The organism is Catenulispora pinisilvae (assembly GCF_015356865.1).
In the GTDB taxonomy this organism is placed as follows: Bacteria; Actinomycetota; Actinomycetes; order Streptomycetales; family Catenulisporaceae; genus Catenulispora; species Catenulispora pinisilvae.
In genome coordinates, this window is the sequence record NZ_JAAFZA010000090.1 from 21,336 (window position 1) to 38,307 (window position 16,972).

Genomic DNA, 16,972 nt, shown 5'->3' on the forward strand with positions numbered 1-16,972 from the left:
AAGGTACCTCGGCAGTGGGTGTCCGTCGATAGTCGAGCGCTGAGAATGGGGAATCCGGCCTCTGACCGGGGCCGGTGCGCGGGCAGCGCGGCGTCCCTGGCGGCGGCCGCCACGCCTGACCTCGACCCGGCCGGTGCTACCCGGTACGACCCGTCCGGTATGACTAGGCCACTACGACCCGCCCGGTACGACCAGGTCGGGCCCGGCGATCGCACGATCTACGGCGTCCTTCCGCTAACCTCGCAGGTGTGTCCACGACTTCGCCTGACCTGCCGTGGGGTCCGCGCCGCGTGGCGTGCGGGCGTCAGACGGAGGCGCGATGTGAACCGCGCTTGCCAGGGGCCCGCGGGTGAGCGCGGACGTGACGCGGGACGTGTCCCGGCCCGAAAGATCGGACGAGCGGTACGCGGTGGTCACGGTGGCGGCTTCGGCCGGCGGCATCACCGCGCTGGGAGTGCTGCTGGGCGCGCTGCCGGTCGGGTTCCCGGTCCCGGTGCTGGTGGTGCAGCACTTGGACCCGCGGCACCAGACGGTGATCGCCCACGTGCTCGGGCGTAGCGCGCAGTTGCCCGTCAAGCTGGCCGAGGGCGGCGAGCTGGCCCGGCCCGGCACCGTCTACGTCGCCCCGCCCAACCGGCATCTGCTCGTCGGCGCCGCCGGTCTGCTGGCGCTGTCGGACAGCGAGCTGGTGCATTTCGTGCGCCCGTCCGCGGATCTGCTGTTCGAGTCCGCGGCCGGCGCTTACGGTGCGCGGGCGATCGCCTGTGTGCTGTCCGGCACCGGTAAGGACGGTTCGATGGGGGTGACCGCGGTCAAGTCCCGCGGCGGCACGGTGATCGCCCAGGACCCGGAGTCGGCGGAGTTCAAGGGCATGCCGCAGGCGGCCGTCGACAGCGGCGCGGTGGATTTCGTGCTCCCCTTGGAAGAGATCGCCACCGTCGTCCGCGGTCTGGTCGAGCCGGCGGACCTGTGAGCCCGCAAGGCATGGCGCCGACCCCGGAGCCCAGCGGCGACCTGGAGCAGCTGCTGCTGTTCATCCGCGACGCGCGCGGCTTCGACTTCACCGGCTACAAGCGCTCCACCCTGGCCCGGCGGATCCGCAAGCGGATGGACGACGCCCGCATCGCCGACTACGCCGACTTCCAGGACCGGCTGGAGGCCGACGCCGAGGAGTTCCGGGCTCTGTTCAACACGATCCTGATCAACGTCACCGGCTTCTTCCGGGACGCCGACGCCTGGTCGCACCTGCAACGCGAGGTCCTGCCCGAGCTGATCGCGGCGCGGGGGCCGCAGGAGGACATCCGGGTGTGGAGTGCCGGCTGCTCCAGCGGCCAGGAGCCCTACTCGCTGGCCATCTTGTTCGCCGAGGTGCTCGGGATCGAGGAGTGCGTCAGACGGGTCAAGCTCTACGGCACCGACGTCGACGAGGAGGCGTTGCGCGAGGCCCGCAGCGGCCTGTACTCGGCCAAGGCACTGGAAATGCTGGACCCGGAGCTGCGGGACAAATACTTCGAGCCCAACGGCGCCCAGTTCGTCTTCCGTCCCGACCTGCGCCGCCGGGTCATCTTCGGACGGCACGACATCACCCGGGACGCGCCGATCTCCCGTCTGGACCTGCTGGTCTGCCGCAACACCCTGATGTATTTCAACGCCGAGGCCCAGTCGCAGATCGTCGACCGGTTCCACTTCGCGCTGCGCGAGGGCGGCTACCTGTTCCTGGGCAAGGCCGAGATGCTGCTGTCCGACGGGGAGCGCTTCGGGGTCGCCAACATGCGCCAGCGGATCTTCCGGCGCCGCCCGGGGGAGGCGGCGGCCTCCTACCAGACGGCGCCGCTGAAGATCGACGGGGCCGTCGGCACCGAGGTCCGGGAGGCCAGCCGCAAGCGGCAGCTGCGCGACCTGACCTTGGAGACGTCCCCGAACGCGACCATCGCCGTGGACCCGGACGGCGCGATCGTCCTGATCAACGCCTCCGCCCGGGCCCAGTTCGGCCTCACCACGTACGACCTGAACCGGCCGTTCCGGGACCTGGAGATCTCCTACCGGCCGATCGAACTGCGCTCCCTGATCGAACAGGCGGAGTCCGAGCGGCACCCGGTCCGGGTCTCCGCGGCCGAGCGGCTGTTGCACGACGGCGACACCCAGTTCCTGGACATCGTCATCCAGCCGATGTCCGCCGCCGACGGCCAGCAGGTAGGCGTCGCACTGACGTTCCTGGACACCACGGTCACCACCAGGCTGCACAACGAGCTCACCCGCACCCGGGGCGAGTTGGAAGCCGCCTACGAAGCGCTCCAGTCCACGAACGAGGAGTTGGAGACCACCAACGAAGAACTCCAGTCCAGCATCGAGGAATTGGAGACCACCAACGAGGAACTCCAGTCCACGAACGAGGAGTTGGAGACCACCAACGAAGAACTCCAGTCCGGCAACGAGGAACTGGAGACCATGAACGAGGAGATGCGGATCCGCTCCGGCGAGTTGGACGAGACCCGCACCTTCCTGGAGGGCGTGCTGTCCAGCATCGCCGCCGGCGTCGTCGTGCTGGACGCGGACCTGCGGGTGCATAGCTGGAACCGCGGCGCGGAAGACTTGTGGGGCCTGCGTAGTCGCGAAGTGCACCTGCGGCCGTTCTTCACTCTGGACTTCGGCCTGCCGACCGAGCAGGTGCGCAAAGTCGTCGCGGACTGCCAGGCCAGCGGGGCCCGCTCCGGACCGGTCGACATCGCGGCCGTCAACCGCATCGGCCGCACCATCCTGTGCTCGATCGCGTGTTCGCCGATGGACGGCGGCGGCGTCGTCATCCTGATGGAGGACACCGGCCGGGGCTGATACGGCAGATGCGCTTCTTGTGGCTTTTGACTTCGGTCGCCACCGGCATCGGCGTATCCTGCGAACATGCCCCTGCCGCCGGAATCCGGCCGGGAACTCGACCAGGCGGTACAGCGCGCGGCGGTCGAGCACCGGCGAGCCGTTCGTGCCGCCGAGATCGCCGCCCGGCACGAGACACAGTTGTCGACCGCCGCGGAGGGTATGCGGGCGTTCCACACGCGGATGGCGGTCATGCACCGGCAGGCCGAGAAGCAGCACCGGACCGCGGCCCGGATCCACGCCGCCCACGCCGAGCGGCTGCGCCGCAGGTTCGATGAGCCCCTGGACCGGCTGGCCGCCCCCTCGGACCTGATGGCGGCGGCCTGCGAGACCCTCGGCGCGTCCGGCGCCGCGCTGACCCTGTTCGGCACCGACCAGACCGAGGTGCTCACGGCGGCCTCGAACCGGGCCAGCAGGGCCGCCCAGCATCTGGAGTTCACCTTCGGCCAGGGGCCGGCCCGCGAGACGATCCGGCTCCACAAACCGGTCACCGCGGCCGGTCTGGAGATCGCGGCGACGTGGCCGATATACGGGCCCGCCGTGGAGCAGTTGGGCATCGGCGCGGTCTCGGCCGTCCCGGTCGCCATGGCCGGCCAGACGCTCGCGGCGCTGACCGTCTTCGACCCGCCGATGGCCCACGGCCCAGACCTGGAGGCCTTCCAGGCGACCGCCGAGACGCTGATCGCCTCGCTGGAATCGCCCTCGCTCACCGGCGCCGACGCCGGATCCGCGCGCCGTCCGTCGCTGGTGAGCCAGGCCGACCTGTGGGCCGTGGTGCACCAGGCCGCCGGCATGGTGTCCGTACAGTGCCACTGCGGCACCGGTGACGCCCTCGCCCTGATCAGAGCGCGCGCCTTCGCCGAGAACCGGCCGGTGGACGAGGTCGCGGCCGACATCGTCGAGCGCACGCTGCGCCTGAACTGAGGACTGCTCTCCCCGGTTCGGACCAGTGTGCTTCCCTGGAGGGCTCCCTGGGGAAGGGTGGCGTATTAGCGCTCTGATGCCGACCCGGTATCCGGCGCACTACCCTGGCGGGGAGCCCGGCGGGTCCGGGCCCGTCCCCCAGCCCCCGGAGACGCAAGCAACCGAGCGTGCCTCCGGAGCCGAAGTGTTCGATATCGCCATTTCCCCGCCACCGACCGGACAGCTGGACCGCCCCGGGTGGCGCGCCGCATCTGGTCGGCGGCCAAGGCGTCCGGACACGGCTGCGCGCGGCAGACCACCCTAACGAATAAGGATACTGCTACGCTGGTGTGCTTCCAGTGAGACCCCGAGAGGCGGTGATCGGGCAGGCCACTGTGGGACCGGGCGGGTCGGTGCGACCGGCGTGGTCGGCCACCGCCACCGCCACCGCCACCGTCACGGACAGCCGGGCGCTGAGCCACGCCGCCGACGGACGGTCGGCGTATCCGTACCCACAGCGAAGGCGGCGGGGCCGACCGCTCGCGACCCTCACCCCATGACCCGATTTCCCCTTGCGCCGGAACGGCGAATTGGAGTTGAAGCGATGCCTGGCGAATCACTCGAAGCGACGACGGCCGGCGATCACCGCCTGGCCCCGGTCTTCGTCGAACTGGCCGACACCTTGCTCGCCGGCTTCGACCTCGACGAATTCCTGCACACCCTCACCCTGCGCTGCGTCCAGGTCCTGGCCGTCGACGCCGCCGGGATCCTGCTCACTGACCACAGGGACCACCTTCAGCTGGTCGCGGCCTCCACCGAGCGTGCTCGGCGGTTGGAGCAGTTCCAGCTGCGGATCGACCAGGGACCCTGCCTGGACGCCTTCGCCACCGGGCAACCGGTGCACAGCGGCGATCTGGCGGCGGACGCCGACCGGTGGCCGGACTTCGCCGCGGCCGCCGCCGAGCACGGCTTCACCGGGGTGCACGCGCTGCCGATGCGACTGCGCGAGAAGACGATCGGCGCGCTGAACCTGTTCACCGCCGACCGCACCCTGGACGAGGCCGGTCAGGCCACCGGGCAGGCGATGGCCGACATCGCCACCATCGGCATCCTGTCCGCCCGCGCCGCCGCCCGGCGCGACCTGCTGGCCGGGCAGCTGCAGAGCGCGCTGGACACCCGGGTCCTGATCGAGCAGGCCAAGGGCGTGCTCGCCGAGCGCCACCAGATCAGCATGGAACAGGCCTTCGCGGTGCTGCGCGGCCACGCGCGCGGCACCAGCACCAAACTCACCGAGGTCGCCGCCGGCATCGTCACCGGGGTCATCGACTTGTCCGGGCTGGTGACGTCCGGGCCCGGTGACATTTGACTGCCTGCCTGCGCGCGGAAATACGTCAGTCCCCTGCTGCGGGGAGGCACGCCGGGGCGGCGCTGTCGTGCGCGACGCATCGGGGTCCGGTGGCAGGTGGCAGCAGGCAGGTCGGGCCATGGTTCGCCGTCCGGCGGCGCCGGCACCCCGGTCCTTGAGACAGTGCCGGCTGGCGAACAGGTGGCGTGTTGCGCTCGGGTCTTTGCCCGGTCCTCGGCTGTCCTATCCTGGCGATGAGCCCGGCAATCCGGGCCGGTCCCCCAGACCCCGGAGACGCACGGCCGTCCAGCTAGCCTCCGGAGTCCGAGATGTTCGGCATCGCCGAAAGAGTCCACTTACCGGCGGGTCACCCACCGCGCCAATCCATGCCCGGCGTCAAACCGCCTGAGCCACTGGAGATCAGCAGTTATGACCGTGCCCCAGGCACGGTCATCGTGCTTGTCGGGGAGTTGGACGTCGCCACGGCAGGGCATTCGGTGCTGGCCCGGTACTTCGAGCAGCCGGTCGCGGCGGGCCGAATACGTGGTCGCGGACGTGGCGGGCCTGAGGTTCTGCGACTGCGCGGGACTCAAGGCCCTGCTGCGGATCCACCGCCGGGCCACTGCTTCCGGCGGATGGCTGCGGCTGTCTGGAGCCGCCCCCAGGATGCGCCGGCTGCTGCGGGTCACCATGTTGACGGACGTCCTGCAGTGCTACCCCGGAATCGACGAGGCCTTCGCCGACATCGCGGTACCGGACGACCGCTCGGTCGCGCACACAGGTTTCGACGAATCAGGTGTCGGATGAGGCGCTTGGGAGCGGCTGTCGGACAGGGGCGCAATGCCTGACAGCGACACGAACAGCGTCCCGATGCGGACGGCAGGCCGGCGTGTGCTGCCGCGATCGGCTGGGGCGGGCCAGAGTCCGGACGTTGATTGCGCCCTTCACACTATCGCAGTACCCTGATTCTCTGGTCGCGATACCGCTCTGCCCTTTACCGGCAGCGGCGAATCGGTTCCAGGCCGGCAGCGGGTCGTGTGCATCCGGCCGGTGGGCAGCCCACGTATTCGCCCTCGTTCGCTCAGTCACCGCCCGCCCAGGACCGCCGAGGACCGCCCAGACAACCGCGGACCATTCCAGCCCATGGCAGCTGTCAAGCGGTTGTGCCTGCCCCCTCCACGGGTCCGCACCGCGAAAGCGCCCTCACAACGCATCGCCCGACTCACACGGCAGGGGACGACGTGGACCCGAGATCCGGATACTGTTCGGCAGATCCGCTCGACCGTCAGGATTCGCCGACCGGGCCGATGGCGATGGGGCAGCTGGGGCGCGCGGTCGCCGTGCTGGACGTGGTCGCCGACCTGGAGACGGCCAGCGCTTCGGAGATCGGCCGCCGGCTGGGCCTGGCCAAGTCGACGGTCCACCGCCTTCTGAACGTCCTTCAGGTCCATGATCTGGTGTTCCGGGCGGAGAGCGGATACCGGCTCGGCGGGCGGGCGGTCGGCTGGGTCGACCGGGGGCAGACGATGTCGATGGCGCGATTACGCAGCGCGGCGCTGCCGCACCTCGTCGAGTTGCACCGTCGGGCGGGAGTCGCCGTGGCACTGGCGACCCCGTCTCGCGAGGCGGTCGCGTACCCCGAGCGCCTCTACGATCGCTCGCAGCTGTCCGAGATCGCCCCGCTGTTATCCCGGTCCCCCTTCCACGCCACCGCGACGGGCAAGATGCTGCTGGCCTTCGACCCGGTTCCCGGCCGGTGCTATTCCGGGGAACGCCGGCTGCCCGCCTACACCGCCGAGACCATAACCTCGCCCGAACTGCTCGACCGCGAACTCGGCCGTATTCGCCAGGCCGGTTTGGCCACCTGCCGCGGGGAGCTGTTCCCCGGCGTGACCGCCGTGGCGGCCCCGATCTGCGACCACCGCCGCCGGGTGGTCGCCGCCGTCGGCTTGGCCGGGCCTTCCGAACGCGTGCTGCACCCGGGCTTGGCCCGGCTGGTCCGCGCCACGGCCGCCGCCATAACCGCGGTCCTGCGCTCGACACAGGGCGAACCGATGCTGCTGTCAGCGCTCGTTCTGCCGCAACGGGCGTGACCTCCGCTCCCACAGCGCCGATTCCACAGCGCCTCGGGTGTGGCGCACCCATGCTTGACCAACAGCTGCGGGTCAGTCCGAAGAACGTCTGACCAGGCGTCACGAAAGTCTCATTTCCGGATGGGGACCCGGGCCCGCCAACGCATGTCGGGCCGCCTCGGCGATAGCCGCGCCCGTGAATCCGTGGGCTGCCAGGAGCGCCGCGCGCTCGCCATGCGGCAGGAATCGGCGCGGGAGGCCGAGGTTGTGGACTCGGGTGCCGATTCCGGCGTCGGCGACGGCCTGCGCGAGGGCCGCGCCCATCCCGCCGCCGCGGCCGGCGTCCTCGACGGTGAGGACCAGCCGGTGCTCGGCGGCCAGCCGCACGACGGTGTGGTCCGCTGGAAGGATCCAGCGCGGATCGACGACTGTGACACCGATGCCCGCCGCGGCGAGCAGTACCGCCGCCTGGACGCAGGCCGGGGCGACCGGGCCGGCCGCGACGAGCAGGACGTCCCGGCCGGCGGCGTACAGCACGTCGACACCGTCCAGGCGGCCGATCGCCGGCACGTCGGCACCGACGCCGGACTTGGGGAACCGCACCGCCGTCGGGCCGTCGCTCACGGCCACCGCCTCGGCGAGCAGGGCGCGAAGCCGCGTGCTGTCGCGCGGCGCGGCGACCCGCAGCCCGGGGACCATCGCCAGGAAGGACAGGTCCCACATCCCGTGGTGGCTGGCACCGTCCGGACCGGTGATCCCGGCGCGGTCCAGGACGAAGGTGACCGGCAGGCGGTGCAGCGCGACGTCCATGATGACCTGGTCGAAGGCCCGGTTGAGGAAGGACGCGTAGACGGCGACCACCGGGTGCAGCCCGCCGAGGGCGAGCCCGGCCGCCGAGCAGACCGCGTGCTGCTCGGCGATCCCGACGTCGAAGATCCGGTCCGGCCAGCGGTCCGCGAACTCCCGCAGCCCCACCGGCCGCAGCATCGAAGCCGTCACGCAGACGATGTCCGGACGCCGGGCCCCGATGCCCACGATCTCCTCGGCGAACACGTCCGTCCAACTCGGCGCCGCCGACCCGCCGGCCCCGGCCGCGCGCCCGGCGGCAGCCGGATCGAAGGCTCCGACCGAGTGCAACCGGTCAGCCTCGTCGGTTTCGGCCGGGAGATATCCCTTGCCCTTGACGGTGACGCAGTGCACGATCACCGGACCGTTCCCAGCGGCCGCCGCGGACAGCGCCCGCTCCACCGCCGCGACATCATGACCGTCGACCGGACCCAGGTAGGCCACGCCGAGTTCGCCGAAGACATCGGCGTCCGCGATCCCCGACCGCAGCCGGGCCAGATGCCGGGCCAGACCGCCGGTCGTGGGGGCGTAGGAACGCCCGTTGTCGTTGAGCACGATCACCACCGGGCAGCCGCTGCCCCCGATATCGTTGAGGGCCTCGAACGCCAGGCCGCCGGACAGCGCCGCGTCGCCCACCACGGCGACGACTCGGCGGTCCTCATGCCGCAGCCGATACGCCCTGGCCAGTCCGGCGGCGTAGGACAGCGCCGTGGAGGCGTGGGAGTTCTCGACGATGTCGTGCACTGACTCGGCCTGCGAGGGGTACCCGGACAGGCCGCCTTCCTGTCGCAGTGTCCTGAAAGCATCGGCCCGGCCGGTGAGGAGCTTGTGGACGTAGGACTGGTGGCCGGTGTCGAAGACGATCCGGTCGGCCGGCGAGGCGAAGACCCGGTGCACGGCCAGCGTCAGCTCCACGACGCCCAGGTTGGGGCCGAGGTGTCCGCCGTTCGCGCGGACCTGCTCGATCAGCACCGCGCGGAGCGTGGCGGCCAGTGCGGGAAGTCGCTCCGGTGGCAGGGCCCTGAGTTCGTCGGGGCCGCTCGGGATGTCCGCCCGGACGCCGAGGACGTCAGTGTGCACCATCTCGCCTCCTGAAGAAGTCCGAGGTCCACGCCATCACCGGGAGGCGGACGCGGGCCAGGACCCGTCCCGCCAGCCGGAACCCCGGTTCCGGCCGGCGGTGTCGGCGCGCCCGGCGAAAGCACGCCGACCGGCGCCGGTCCCACGCGGTGGGACCGTTCGTTGACCCGCCGAATCGCGACCCCGTAGCGTCACCGGTCAGTGATGGAGAGTGAGGTGCCCCCACCATGGTCCACGGCATCACCGCCCCCGCGGCCCGGCCGGATCTGGGCTTCGGCCGCCAAGTCGATGACGAGCTCGGAACGTTCCTGGACTCCCGGCGGGACCGCTGGATCGAGTCGGGCACCCGTCCGTGTTTCAGTGTGCTGCGTTCCTACATCCTGAGCCCGGGCAAGCGCCTGCGCCCGAAGTTCTGCTACTGGGGATGGCGCGGAGCCGGCGGCGAGCCCGGCCCGCAGATCCTCCGCGCGGCGGCCTCGATCGAGCTGTTCCACAGCTTCTGCCTGATCCACGACGACATCATGGACACCTCGGACATGCGGCGCGGCCAACCCGCCCTGCACCGGCAGTTCGCCGACATCCACGCCCGCTCCGGCTGGCGGGGCGACGCGACCCGCTTCGGGGTGAACGCCGCGATCGTCGCCGGCGACCTGCTGGCGATGTGGTCCGATGAGATGCTCCAGACCTGCGGCCTGGACGCGGCCGGCTTGCGGGCCGCGTACCCGTACGTCGCCGCGATGCGCGCGGACGTCTGCGTCGGCCAGTTCCTCGACGCCGAGGAACAAGCCCACGGCGGATCGCTGAGCGGGGCCCTGCTGGTTGCCCGCTACAAGACCGCCGGCTACACGGTCGAGCGCCCGCTCCAGATCGGCGCGGCGCTCGCGGGCGCCCCGCAGGCCATGCTCACCGCGCTCAGCGCGATCGGACGCCCGCTGGGCGAGGCGTTCCAGTTCCGGGACGATCTGCTCGGCGCGTTCGGCGACCCCAAGGTCACCGGGAAGTCCAACATGGACGACTTCCGGGAGGGCAAGCCGACGGCGCTGGTCGCGCTCGCCCGCGACGGCGCGAGCGCGCACCAGACCCGGCAGATCAGCGCTCTGCACGGCAACCCCAGGCTCACCGGCGACGGCGCGGACCTGCTGCGCCGCATCATCGTGGAGACCGGCGCCCGCACGGCCCTGGAGGCCATGATCGACGACCGCGTCGAGCAGGCCCGTCAGGCGCTGGCGGCGGCGCCGCTCGCCGATTCCGCGGTCCGCGGGGAGCTCGAAGTGTTGCTCACCTCGACCGCGCACCGCGAAAGCTGAAGGACGCTCGCCTTGGCCGGCCAGGGAGCCGGACACAGGGTCCTGACAGGCCACCACCGCCCACGAAGACATCCGTTTCCGCGGTCCGCCGACGCCCGAACGTGCTCCATCGGCGGCGGACCCCGGCCCTGAACAAGTCCGCGAACGACGAGAACAGGAACGAAGACGATGACCGAGACCACCAACGCCCCCGACGCCGAACAGACGCAGCAGGAACAGCAGTCGCTGAGCACCGCGGCCGCCCGCAACCTGGCCACCACCACCAAGTCCGTCCCGCAGATGCAGGGCATCACCTCCCGATGGCTGCTGAAGCTGCTGCCCTGGACCCAGGTCTCCGGCGGCACCTACCGGGTCAACCGCCGCCTGGCCTACCAGGTCGGCGAGGGCCGGGTCACCTTCGACAAGACCGGCTCGGACATCAAGGTCGTCCCCGAGACCCTGGTCGAGCTGCCGCTGCTGCGCGGATTCGCCGACACCGAGGTGCTGACCGCGCTGGCCGCCTCGTTCGTCCAGCGGGAGTACGCCGCCGGCGACACGATCGTGGCCGCCGGGACCCCCGTCGAGGAGACGTACCTGATCGCCCACGGCAAGGCCGACAAGATCGGCACCGGGAAATACGGGAACGAGGCGGTGTTCGACACCCTCGCCGACGGCGACCAGTTCGGCGGGCAGTACGTCGTCCCGGGCGCCGGGCACACCTGGGAGTTCACCGTCGCCGCGAGGACCGCCCTGACCGCCTTGGCCCTTCCCCTGTCGGCGGTCGCCGCGCTCGGCGACCGAGCCGCATCGCTGCTGGCCCACATCCAGCAGGCGGCGAACGATCCGCAACCGGCCCAGAACAAGCACGGCGAGGCCGAGATCGACATGTCGGCCGGCCACGCCGGCGAGGAGGTCCTGCCCGGCACGTTCGTCGGCTACGAGCTCGCGCCCCGCGAGTACGAGCTGAGCATCGCCCAGACGGTCCTGCGGATCCACAGCCGGGTCGCCGACCTCTACAGCGAGCCGATGGACCAGACCCAGCAGCAACTGCGGCTCACCGTGGAGGCCCTGCGCGAACGGCAGGAATCAGAGCTCGTCAACAACCGCGACTTCGGCCTGCTGCACAACGCCGACCTGCGCCAGTGCGTCAGCACCCGCACCGGCCCGCCGACCCCCGACGACCTGGACGAACTGCTCAGCCGGCGCCGCAAGACGCACTTCATCCTCGCGCACCCCAAAGCGATCGCCGCGTTCGGCCGGGAGTGCACGCACCGGGGCATCTACCCGAGCGCCGTCGACGTGGACGGCCACATGATCCCGTCGTGGCGCGGCGTGCCGATCCTGCCGTGCAACAAGATCCCGGTCAGCGCCGGCCGCTCCACGTCCATCCTGGCGGTCCGCACCGGCGAGGCCGACCAAGGCGTCATCGGCCTGCACCAGACCGGGATCCCCGACGAGGTCGAGCCCAGCTTGTCCGCGCGCTTCATGGGCATCAACGACAAGGCGATCATCTCTTACCTGGTCACCGCCTACTTCTCGGTCGCGGTCCTGGTTCCCGACGCGCTCGGAATCCTGGAGAACGTCGAGCTCGGCCACTACCACAACTGACCGGTGTCCCCGGTGTGGGACGACGAACCCCGAAGGGAGGCGACCGATGATGGAGCCCTTCATCCTGCCTGATTTCTATCTGCCGCACCCAGCCCGGCTGAACCCGAACGAGCAGCACGCCAGGGAGCACTCGACCGCGTGGGCCCGGCGGATGGGGATGCTCGACACCCCGGGTCCCTCGGGGGAGCTGGTCTGGACCGAGGACGATCTCGCGTCCCACGACTACGCCCTGATGTGCGCATATACGCACCCTGACTGCGACGCGGCGATGCTCGACCTGGTCACGGACTGGTACGTGTGGGTGTTCTTCTTCGACGACCACTTCCTGGAACTCTACAAATACAGCCGGGACCTGGCCGGCGCGAAAGCCCACCTGGACCGCTTGGACCTGTTCATGACCGAGCCCGGACAGGACGGCCCGGAACCCGCGAACCCCGCCGAGGCGGGCCTGGCCGACCTGTGGGCCAGGACCGTCCCCCAGATGTCGGGTGCCTGGCGCTCGCGGTTCCGGGCCTCGACCCACAACCTCGCGGTGGAGTCCCTGTGGGAGCTGGACAACATCTCCCGGGGGCGGATCGCCAACCCCATGGAGTACGTGGAGATGCGGCGGCGCGTCGGCGGCGCGCCGTGGTCGGCGAACCTGGTCGAGGTCGCCGTCGGCGCCGAGGTACCAGACCGCCTCGCCGCACTGCGCCCGATGCGGGTGCTGCGAGACACCTTCGCCGACGCGGTGCATCTGCGCAACGACATCTTCTCCTATCAGCGCGAGGTCCAGCAGGAAGGCGAGAACTCCAACGCGATCCTGGTCCTGGAGACCTTCCTGGACCTGCCGACGCAGCAGGCCGCCGATCTGGTCAACAACCTCATCACCTCGCGGCTCCAGCAGTTCGAGAACACCGCGTTGACCGAGGTCCCGATCATGTTCGCGGAGAACGCCTCGCCACCGCAGGACCAGTTCGCCGTCGGCTTGTATGTCAAAGGCCTGCAAGACTGGCAGTCCGGCGGGCACGAGTGGCACGCCCGGTCCAGCCGGTACATGAACTCCGAGGCGGCGGGTGCTCCGGGCCTCGACGGTCCGCGGCTGGGCGGACCCGCCGGGTTCGGCACCGCGGCCGCGCGCCCCTTCCCCAACGTGGCGGCCGAGGAGCGCCGGGCGAAGCAGCATTCCCACGCGGCGCACGCCCGCGAGGGCGGCCATCTGCCCATCCCCGATCTGTTCATGCCATTCACGTTCCGCACGAGCCCGCACCTGGACGACGCCCGCCGGCACAATCTCGCGTGGGCCGAGGACATGGGCATGTTCCAGAACGTTCCGGGAGTCCCGGGAGGAGAGCTGTGGGACGCCCCACGGTTCGTCGAGTTCGACTTCGCCCACTGCGCCTCGATGATCCACGCCGACGCCTCACCCGGGGACCTGGACCTGTCCTCGGACTGGCTGGCCTGGGGCACGTACGGCGATGACCTGTTCCCGGCCCAGTTCGGCCGCGCGCGCAACATCATCGGAGCGAAGGCCCAGAACGCGCGGCTGGCGCTGTTCCTGCCGCTGGACGTCGGCCCGACTCCCGAAGCGGTCACCCCGGTGGAGCGGGGGCTGGCCGACCTGTGGCGGCGGACCGCCGGACCGATGTCCACGCCGGCCCGGCGGCAGTTCCGCACCGCCGTGACGGACATGACGGCGTCCTGGATCTGGGAACTGGCGAACCAGGTCCAGAACCGGATCCCCGATCCGGTCGACTACATGGAGATGCGCCGGGCGACGTTCGGATCGGACCTGACGATGGGCCTGGCCCGGATCGCGCACGGGGACCTGGTGCCCGACACCGTGTACCAGACTCGGGTGATGCGCCAGCTCGACAACTCGGCCCAGGATTACGCGTGCCTGACCAACGACCTGTTCTCCTACCAGAAGGAGATCCAGTTCGAGAACGAGATCCACAACATGGTCTTCGTCATGCAGAGCTTCCTGGACTGCGACCGCCTCCGGGCCCGCGACATCGTCGCACGCCTGATGGGCGAGCGGATCCGGCAGTTTCAGCACATCGTCGCGGTCGAGATGCCCGCCATGTTCGACGAACACGGGCTGTCGGAGGCGGCGCGGGCGATGCTCACGAACTACGCCCGGGAGCTGGAAGACTGGATGTCGGGAATCCTGGAGTGGCACGCGCGATGTGCTCGGTATACGGAGACCGGCCTGCACGCGCGATTCGGCGCGCCTGGGGCAGCGCCGGAAGCGGCACCGGCCGCTGCCGTGTCGACGGCGACTACAGCGGCTGCGGCAACGGCCGAGCGTTTCGCACACGCGCCCAGGCCGACCGGGCTGGGCATCGCGGCCACCAGGTTCGCCGAACGCATCCGTTCCGGACAGACCTGACCGAGAGTGCGGATCTCGTCATCCAGTTCCCCTTGACCCAGCACGCCCGGGAAACAAGGAAGAATGCTGCGATGACCAGATCTCGCGCCCGATCGTTCGACGCAGCCGCAGCCCAGTACGCGGCAAGCCGGCCCTCCTACCCGGCCGTGCTCTTCGACCGCATCGAGGAGTTCGCAGGCCGTCGCCTGGCCGGGGCGCGGGTCGCCGATGTCGGCGCCGGTACCGGGATCGCCAGCGGGCTGTTGCGGGAGCGCGGTGCCGAGGTGATCGCCGTCGAGCCGGGCGAGGCCATGGCCGGTGAGTTCCACAAGGCGCTCCCAAAAACGCCGATCGTGAGGGGCGACGGCAACGCCCTACCGCTGGCCGAGGACTCCTGCGATCTCATCACCTATGCGCAGGCCTGGCAGTGGACCGACACCGACCGCTCCGTCCCCGAGGCGTTGCGGGTCCTGCGACCGGACGGTGCGCTGGCGATCTGGTGGAACACCACAGCCTTCGACGTACCGTGGATCAGCGAACAGCACGCCCGCATCGCGCGCCACTGCGGGGTGGAGCCGAGGCCGTCGGCGCGTCCTTCGGACAGCGGAGCCATCAGGCTGGCCGGCCTGACGGGTTTGCAGGTCACACGCCGCCAACTGCCCTGGAGCCGCACCGTCTCCTTGGACGTGCACCTCGCCAACATCAGTAGCCGCTCGGCATTCCTTGTCCTCGACGGTGCCGCGCGTCGTGCGTTTCTCGCCGACGAGCGCGAGCGGCTGGCCGGCATGTTTCCCGGCGAAGAGGTGGAGGAGTCCTACGTGGTCGATCTCTTGGTGGCGCTCAGCCCCTGACCGGGGCGGCTCGGGCCGGCGCGACGGTGTACACCGTCGCGCCGGATGTCGCGCAAGCATCCCTTGCCATCGAATGTGGCGGAATAATGTGATTGGCTGACGCTCCCGGCCCGCCGCGAGATAATTACCGGCGCCGTGAACTGGCGAGGACCGCGACGGAATGCGGGAGCACCGATGGCTGTGGCAGGGGCGGGCGCGAGCGCGCGAATATACGGGATCCTGGTCGAGCTGACTGACACGCTCGGCCCCGACTTCGACGTCAGCGGGTATCTGGACCGCTTCTGCTCCCTGTGCGCCGAATTACTGGACGTGACCGCGACCGCGGTGTTCCTCGCCGGCGGCCCGCGCGGCATCGACCTCGCCGCGCTGCACGGAGAACAAGCCAGGACACTGATGCGCCACGAGCTCGACGACGTCTCGGGACCGGCCTTCGACTGCCACCACACCGGCCGCCCGGCCGGCTGCGACGACTTCGCGGCGCCCGCACTGCCCTGGCCGACCCTGGGCCCGGTCGCGGCGGCGTGCGGGATCGCCGCGGAATACGCGGTGCCGATGCGCTGGCGGGAGGAGACAGTGGGCGTACTGGCATTGCTGTCCGCGAGCCCCGGGGCGATCACCGACGACCGGGTTTCGCTGGCCACGTCCATGGCATCGGCGGCGGCCAGCGGCCTGCTCCACCACCGGGACCGCGCCTGGCAGACCGAACTCGCCCTGGGCCTGCGCACGGCGCTAGAGGACGCGGTGCCGGTCGAGCAGGCCAAAGGGATCCTCGCCGAGCGGCTCTCGATCGGCGTCGCGGAATCCCTGGTCCTGCTCAGCGAATACGCCTGGGCCCAGTTCCGAAGCGTGCCGGCCGTGGCAGCCGACGTGGTGGCCGGCCGCCTGGACATCGCCAAGGAACCACTCCTCACCCGCCTGGGCATCCCAGAGGCCGACCGGGGCGCGCATCGAGCCTCGGTGGTCCTGGAAGCCGAACCGACGGCACCGCGAGCAGCCCGGGGCTTCGTAGCGTCCGTGCTGCGCTCATGGGGACTGACCGAGTACGCCGACACCGCATGCCTACTCACCTCCGAGCTGGTGACCAACGCGGTCCGACACGGCCGCGGCCCAGTCGGCCTGCGAATCGGCCGCGGCCACTACGAAACGGTCGTCGAGGTCAGAGACCACGGCAAGGACGAGGTCCGCCGATCGCGAGGCCCGACAGCCGACACCGAGACCGGCCGCGGCCTGGCGATCGTCGAGCTACTGGCCGACCGCTGGGGCGTGGTGCCCGGCGACACGGGCAAGACGGTGTGGTTCGCGCTGTCGAACGCCGATCCGCAGGCACTGTGAGCGATGCGGTGGTGTCTGCGTCGGCCTCGTCAGGGCGCAGCCGAAGGAGACTTTAAGACGACAAGAAAACTTGCCAAAAGGTAGCCCCGACGGGATTCGAACCCGCGCTACTGCCTTGAGAGGGCAGCGTGCTAGGCCGCTACACAACGGGGCCCCAGCTGCCGCGTCCGCGCCCGGGGGCGCCTCGCGACCCCGAAAGCATAGCGCACTTCGGATGCCGCTCATCCCGCATTTGCCGGGCGGCGAACGGGGCCGTGGCGGGGTCGTGACCAGGGTCACGCCGGTTCGGGCGGGGCTGTGAGCTCCGAGTCAGCCGGTGCGGTCGGCGCGTCGCGCGACCCGGTTGCGCGGCCCGGCCGCGTGGCCCGGTCGTGCGGCCCCGCGGCCCCCGCGCGCCGCCCTCGCGCCCTGGCCCCGCGCGCCGGCCC

Annotated in this window: 12 protein-coding genes and 1 tRNA gene; 11 read left to right on the plus strand and 2 right to left on the minus strand. The window is 70.8% G+C overall.

Annotated features, from left to right (window positions below; genetic code table 11):
- The first annotated feature begins 349 nt into the window (after positions 1-349).
- The 6 genes from IZR01_RS23885 (at position 350) to IZR01_RS23910 (ending at position 7,212) form a co-directional block, all read left to right on the plus strand.
- Positions 350-973 carry a chemotaxis protein CheB gene (locus IZR01_RS23885; RefSeq protein WP_323746205.1) on the plus strand — a complete coding sequence of 208 codons (624 nt, stop codon included), beginning with the start codon at positions 350-352 and terminating at the stop codon, positions 971-973.
- An 11-nt stretch (positions 974-984) separates the two neighbouring features.
- Positions 985-2,832, plus strand: coding sequence for a CheR family methyltransferase (locus IZR01_RS23890; RefSeq protein WP_194892918.1), 1,848 nt, complete (start codon positions 985-987; stop codon positions 2,830-2,832).
- A 66-nt stretch (positions 2,833-2,898) separates the two neighbouring features.
- Positions 2,899-3,795 (plus strand): ANTAR domain-containing protein, encoded by an 897-nt coding sequence (locus IZR01_RS23895; protein ID WP_194892917.1) that lies wholly within the window; start codon positions 2,899-2,901, stop codon positions 3,793-3,795.
- Positions 3,796-4,378: 583 nt separating this feature from the next.
- Positions 4,379-5,140, plus strand: coding sequence for a GAF and ANTAR domain-containing protein (locus IZR01_RS23900; RefSeq protein WP_194892916.1), 762 nt, complete (start codon positions 4,379-4,381; stop codon positions 5,138-5,140).
- A gap of 408 nt (positions 5,141-5,548) precedes the next feature.
- Complete coding sequence (locus tag IZR01_RS23905; RefSeq protein WP_194925162.1) at positions 5,549-5,926, plus strand: STAS domain-containing protein; 378 nt, start codon at positions 5,549-5,551, stop codon at positions 5,924-5,926.
- A 500-nt stretch (positions 5,927-6,426) separates the two neighbouring features.
- Entirely contained in the window at positions 6,427-7,212 is a 786-nt protein-coding gene (locus tag IZR01_RS23910; protein ID WP_194892914.1) for an IclR family transcriptional regulator, read from the plus strand.
- A gap of 99 nt (positions 7,213-7,311) precedes the next feature.
- Here IZR01_RS23910 and IZR01_RS23915 read toward each other — a convergent pair whose 3' ends face one another.
- A complete protein-coding gene (locus IZR01_RS23915) occupies positions 7,312-9,120 on the minus strand; it encodes a 1-deoxy-D-xylulose-5-phosphate synthase (RefSeq protein ID WP_194925163.1) in 1,809 nt (602 codons plus the stop codon).
- A 224-nt stretch (positions 9,121-9,344) separates the two neighbouring features.
- On the opposite strand from IZR01_RS23915, the gene IZR01_RS23920 reads away from it, so the two are divergent.
- The 5 genes from IZR01_RS23920 to IZR01_RS23940 all read left to right on the plus strand — a co-directional run bounded on the left by IZR01_RS23920 (position 9,345) and on the right by IZR01_RS23940 (position 16,544).
- The gene (locus IZR01_RS23920; RefSeq protein ID WP_194892912.1) at positions 9,345-10,424 is read left to right on the plus strand and encodes a polyprenyl synthetase family protein; all 1,080 of its coding nucleotides are present in this window, start codon (positions 9,345-9,347) and stop codon (positions 10,422-10,424) included.
- 168 nt (positions 10,425-10,592) lie between these two features.
- The gene (locus tag IZR01_RS23925) at positions 10,593-12,011 is read left to right on the plus strand and encodes a family 2B encapsulin nanocompartment shell protein (protein ID WP_194892911.1); all 1,419 of its coding nucleotides are present in this window, start codon (positions 10,593-10,595) and stop codon (positions 12,009-12,011) included.
- Positions 12,012-12,060: 49 nt separating this feature from the next.
- Positions 12,061-14,382: a terpene synthase family protein gene (locus IZR01_RS23930; protein ID WP_194925165.1), complete on the plus strand. Its 2,322-nt coding sequence runs from the start codon at positions 12,061-12,063 to the stop codon at positions 14,380-14,382.
- Between the two features lie 71 nt (positions 14,383-14,453).
- Positions 14,454-15,212: a class I SAM-dependent methyltransferase gene (locus IZR01_RS23935; protein ID WP_194925164.1), complete on the plus strand. Its 759-nt coding sequence runs from the start codon at positions 14,454-14,456 to the stop codon at positions 15,210-15,212.
- A 174-nt stretch (positions 15,213-15,386) separates the two neighbouring features.
- On the plus strand, positions 15,387-16,544 hold the full coding sequence (locus tag IZR01_RS23940; RefSeq protein ID WP_194892909.1) for an ATP-binding protein: 1,158 nt from the start codon (positions 15,387-15,389) through the stop codon (positions 16,542-16,544).
- Positions 16,545-16,625: 81 nt separating this feature from the next.
- On the opposite strand, the gene IZR01_RS23945 is transcribed toward IZR01_RS23940, so the two are convergent.
- A tRNA-Glu gene (locus tag IZR01_RS23945) sits at positions 16,626-16,698 on the minus strand.
- Positions 16,699-16,972: the final 274 nt, after the last annotated feature.

Excerpts from the sequence above, each read along its gene's own strand:
- IZR01_RS23890 (WP_194892918.1), top strand. The coding sequence starts at position 985 with ATGGCGCCGACCCCGGAGCCCAGCGGCGACCTGGAGCAGCTGCTGCTG.
- IZR01_RS23895 (WP_194892917.1), top strand. The coding sequence starts at position 2,899 with ATGCCCCTGCCGCCGGAATCCGGCCGGGAACTCGACCAGGCGGTACAG.
- IZR01_RS23900 (WP_194892916.1), top strand. The coding sequence starts at position 4,379 with ATGCCTGGCGAATCACTCGAAGCGACGACGGCCGGCGATCACCGCCTG.
- IZR01_RS23905 (WP_194925162.1), top strand. The coding sequence starts at position 5,549 with ATGACCGTGCCCCAGGCACGGTCATCGTGCTTGTCGGGGAGTTGGACG.
- IZR01_RS23910 (WP_194892914.1), top strand. The coding sequence starts at position 6,427 with ATGGCGATGGGGCAGCTGGGGCGCGCGGTCGCCGTGCTGGACGTGGTC.
- IZR01_RS23915 (WP_194925163.1), bottom strand. The coding sequence starts at position 9,120 with ATGGTGCACACTGACGTCCTCGGCGTCCGGGCGGACATCCCGAGCGGC.
- IZR01_RS23920 (WP_194892912.1), top strand. The coding sequence starts at position 9,345 with ATGGTCCACGGCATCACCGCCCCCGCGGCCCGGCCGGATCTGGGCTTC.
- IZR01_RS23925 (WP_194892911.1), top strand. The coding sequence starts at position 10,593 with ATGACCGAGACCACCAACGCCCCCGACGCCGAACAGACGCAGCAGGAA.
- IZR01_RS23930 (WP_194925165.1), top strand. The coding sequence starts at position 12,061 with ATGGAGCCCTTCATCCTGCCTGATTTCTATCTGCCGCACCCAGCCCGG.
- IZR01_RS23935 (WP_194925164.1), top strand. The coding sequence starts at position 14,454 with ATGACCAGATCTCGCGCCCGATCGTTCGACGCAGCCGCAGCCCAGTAC.
- IZR01_RS23940 (WP_194892909.1), top strand. The coding sequence starts at position 15,387 with ATGGCTGTGGCAGGGGCGGGCGCGAGCGCGCGAATATACGGGATCCTG.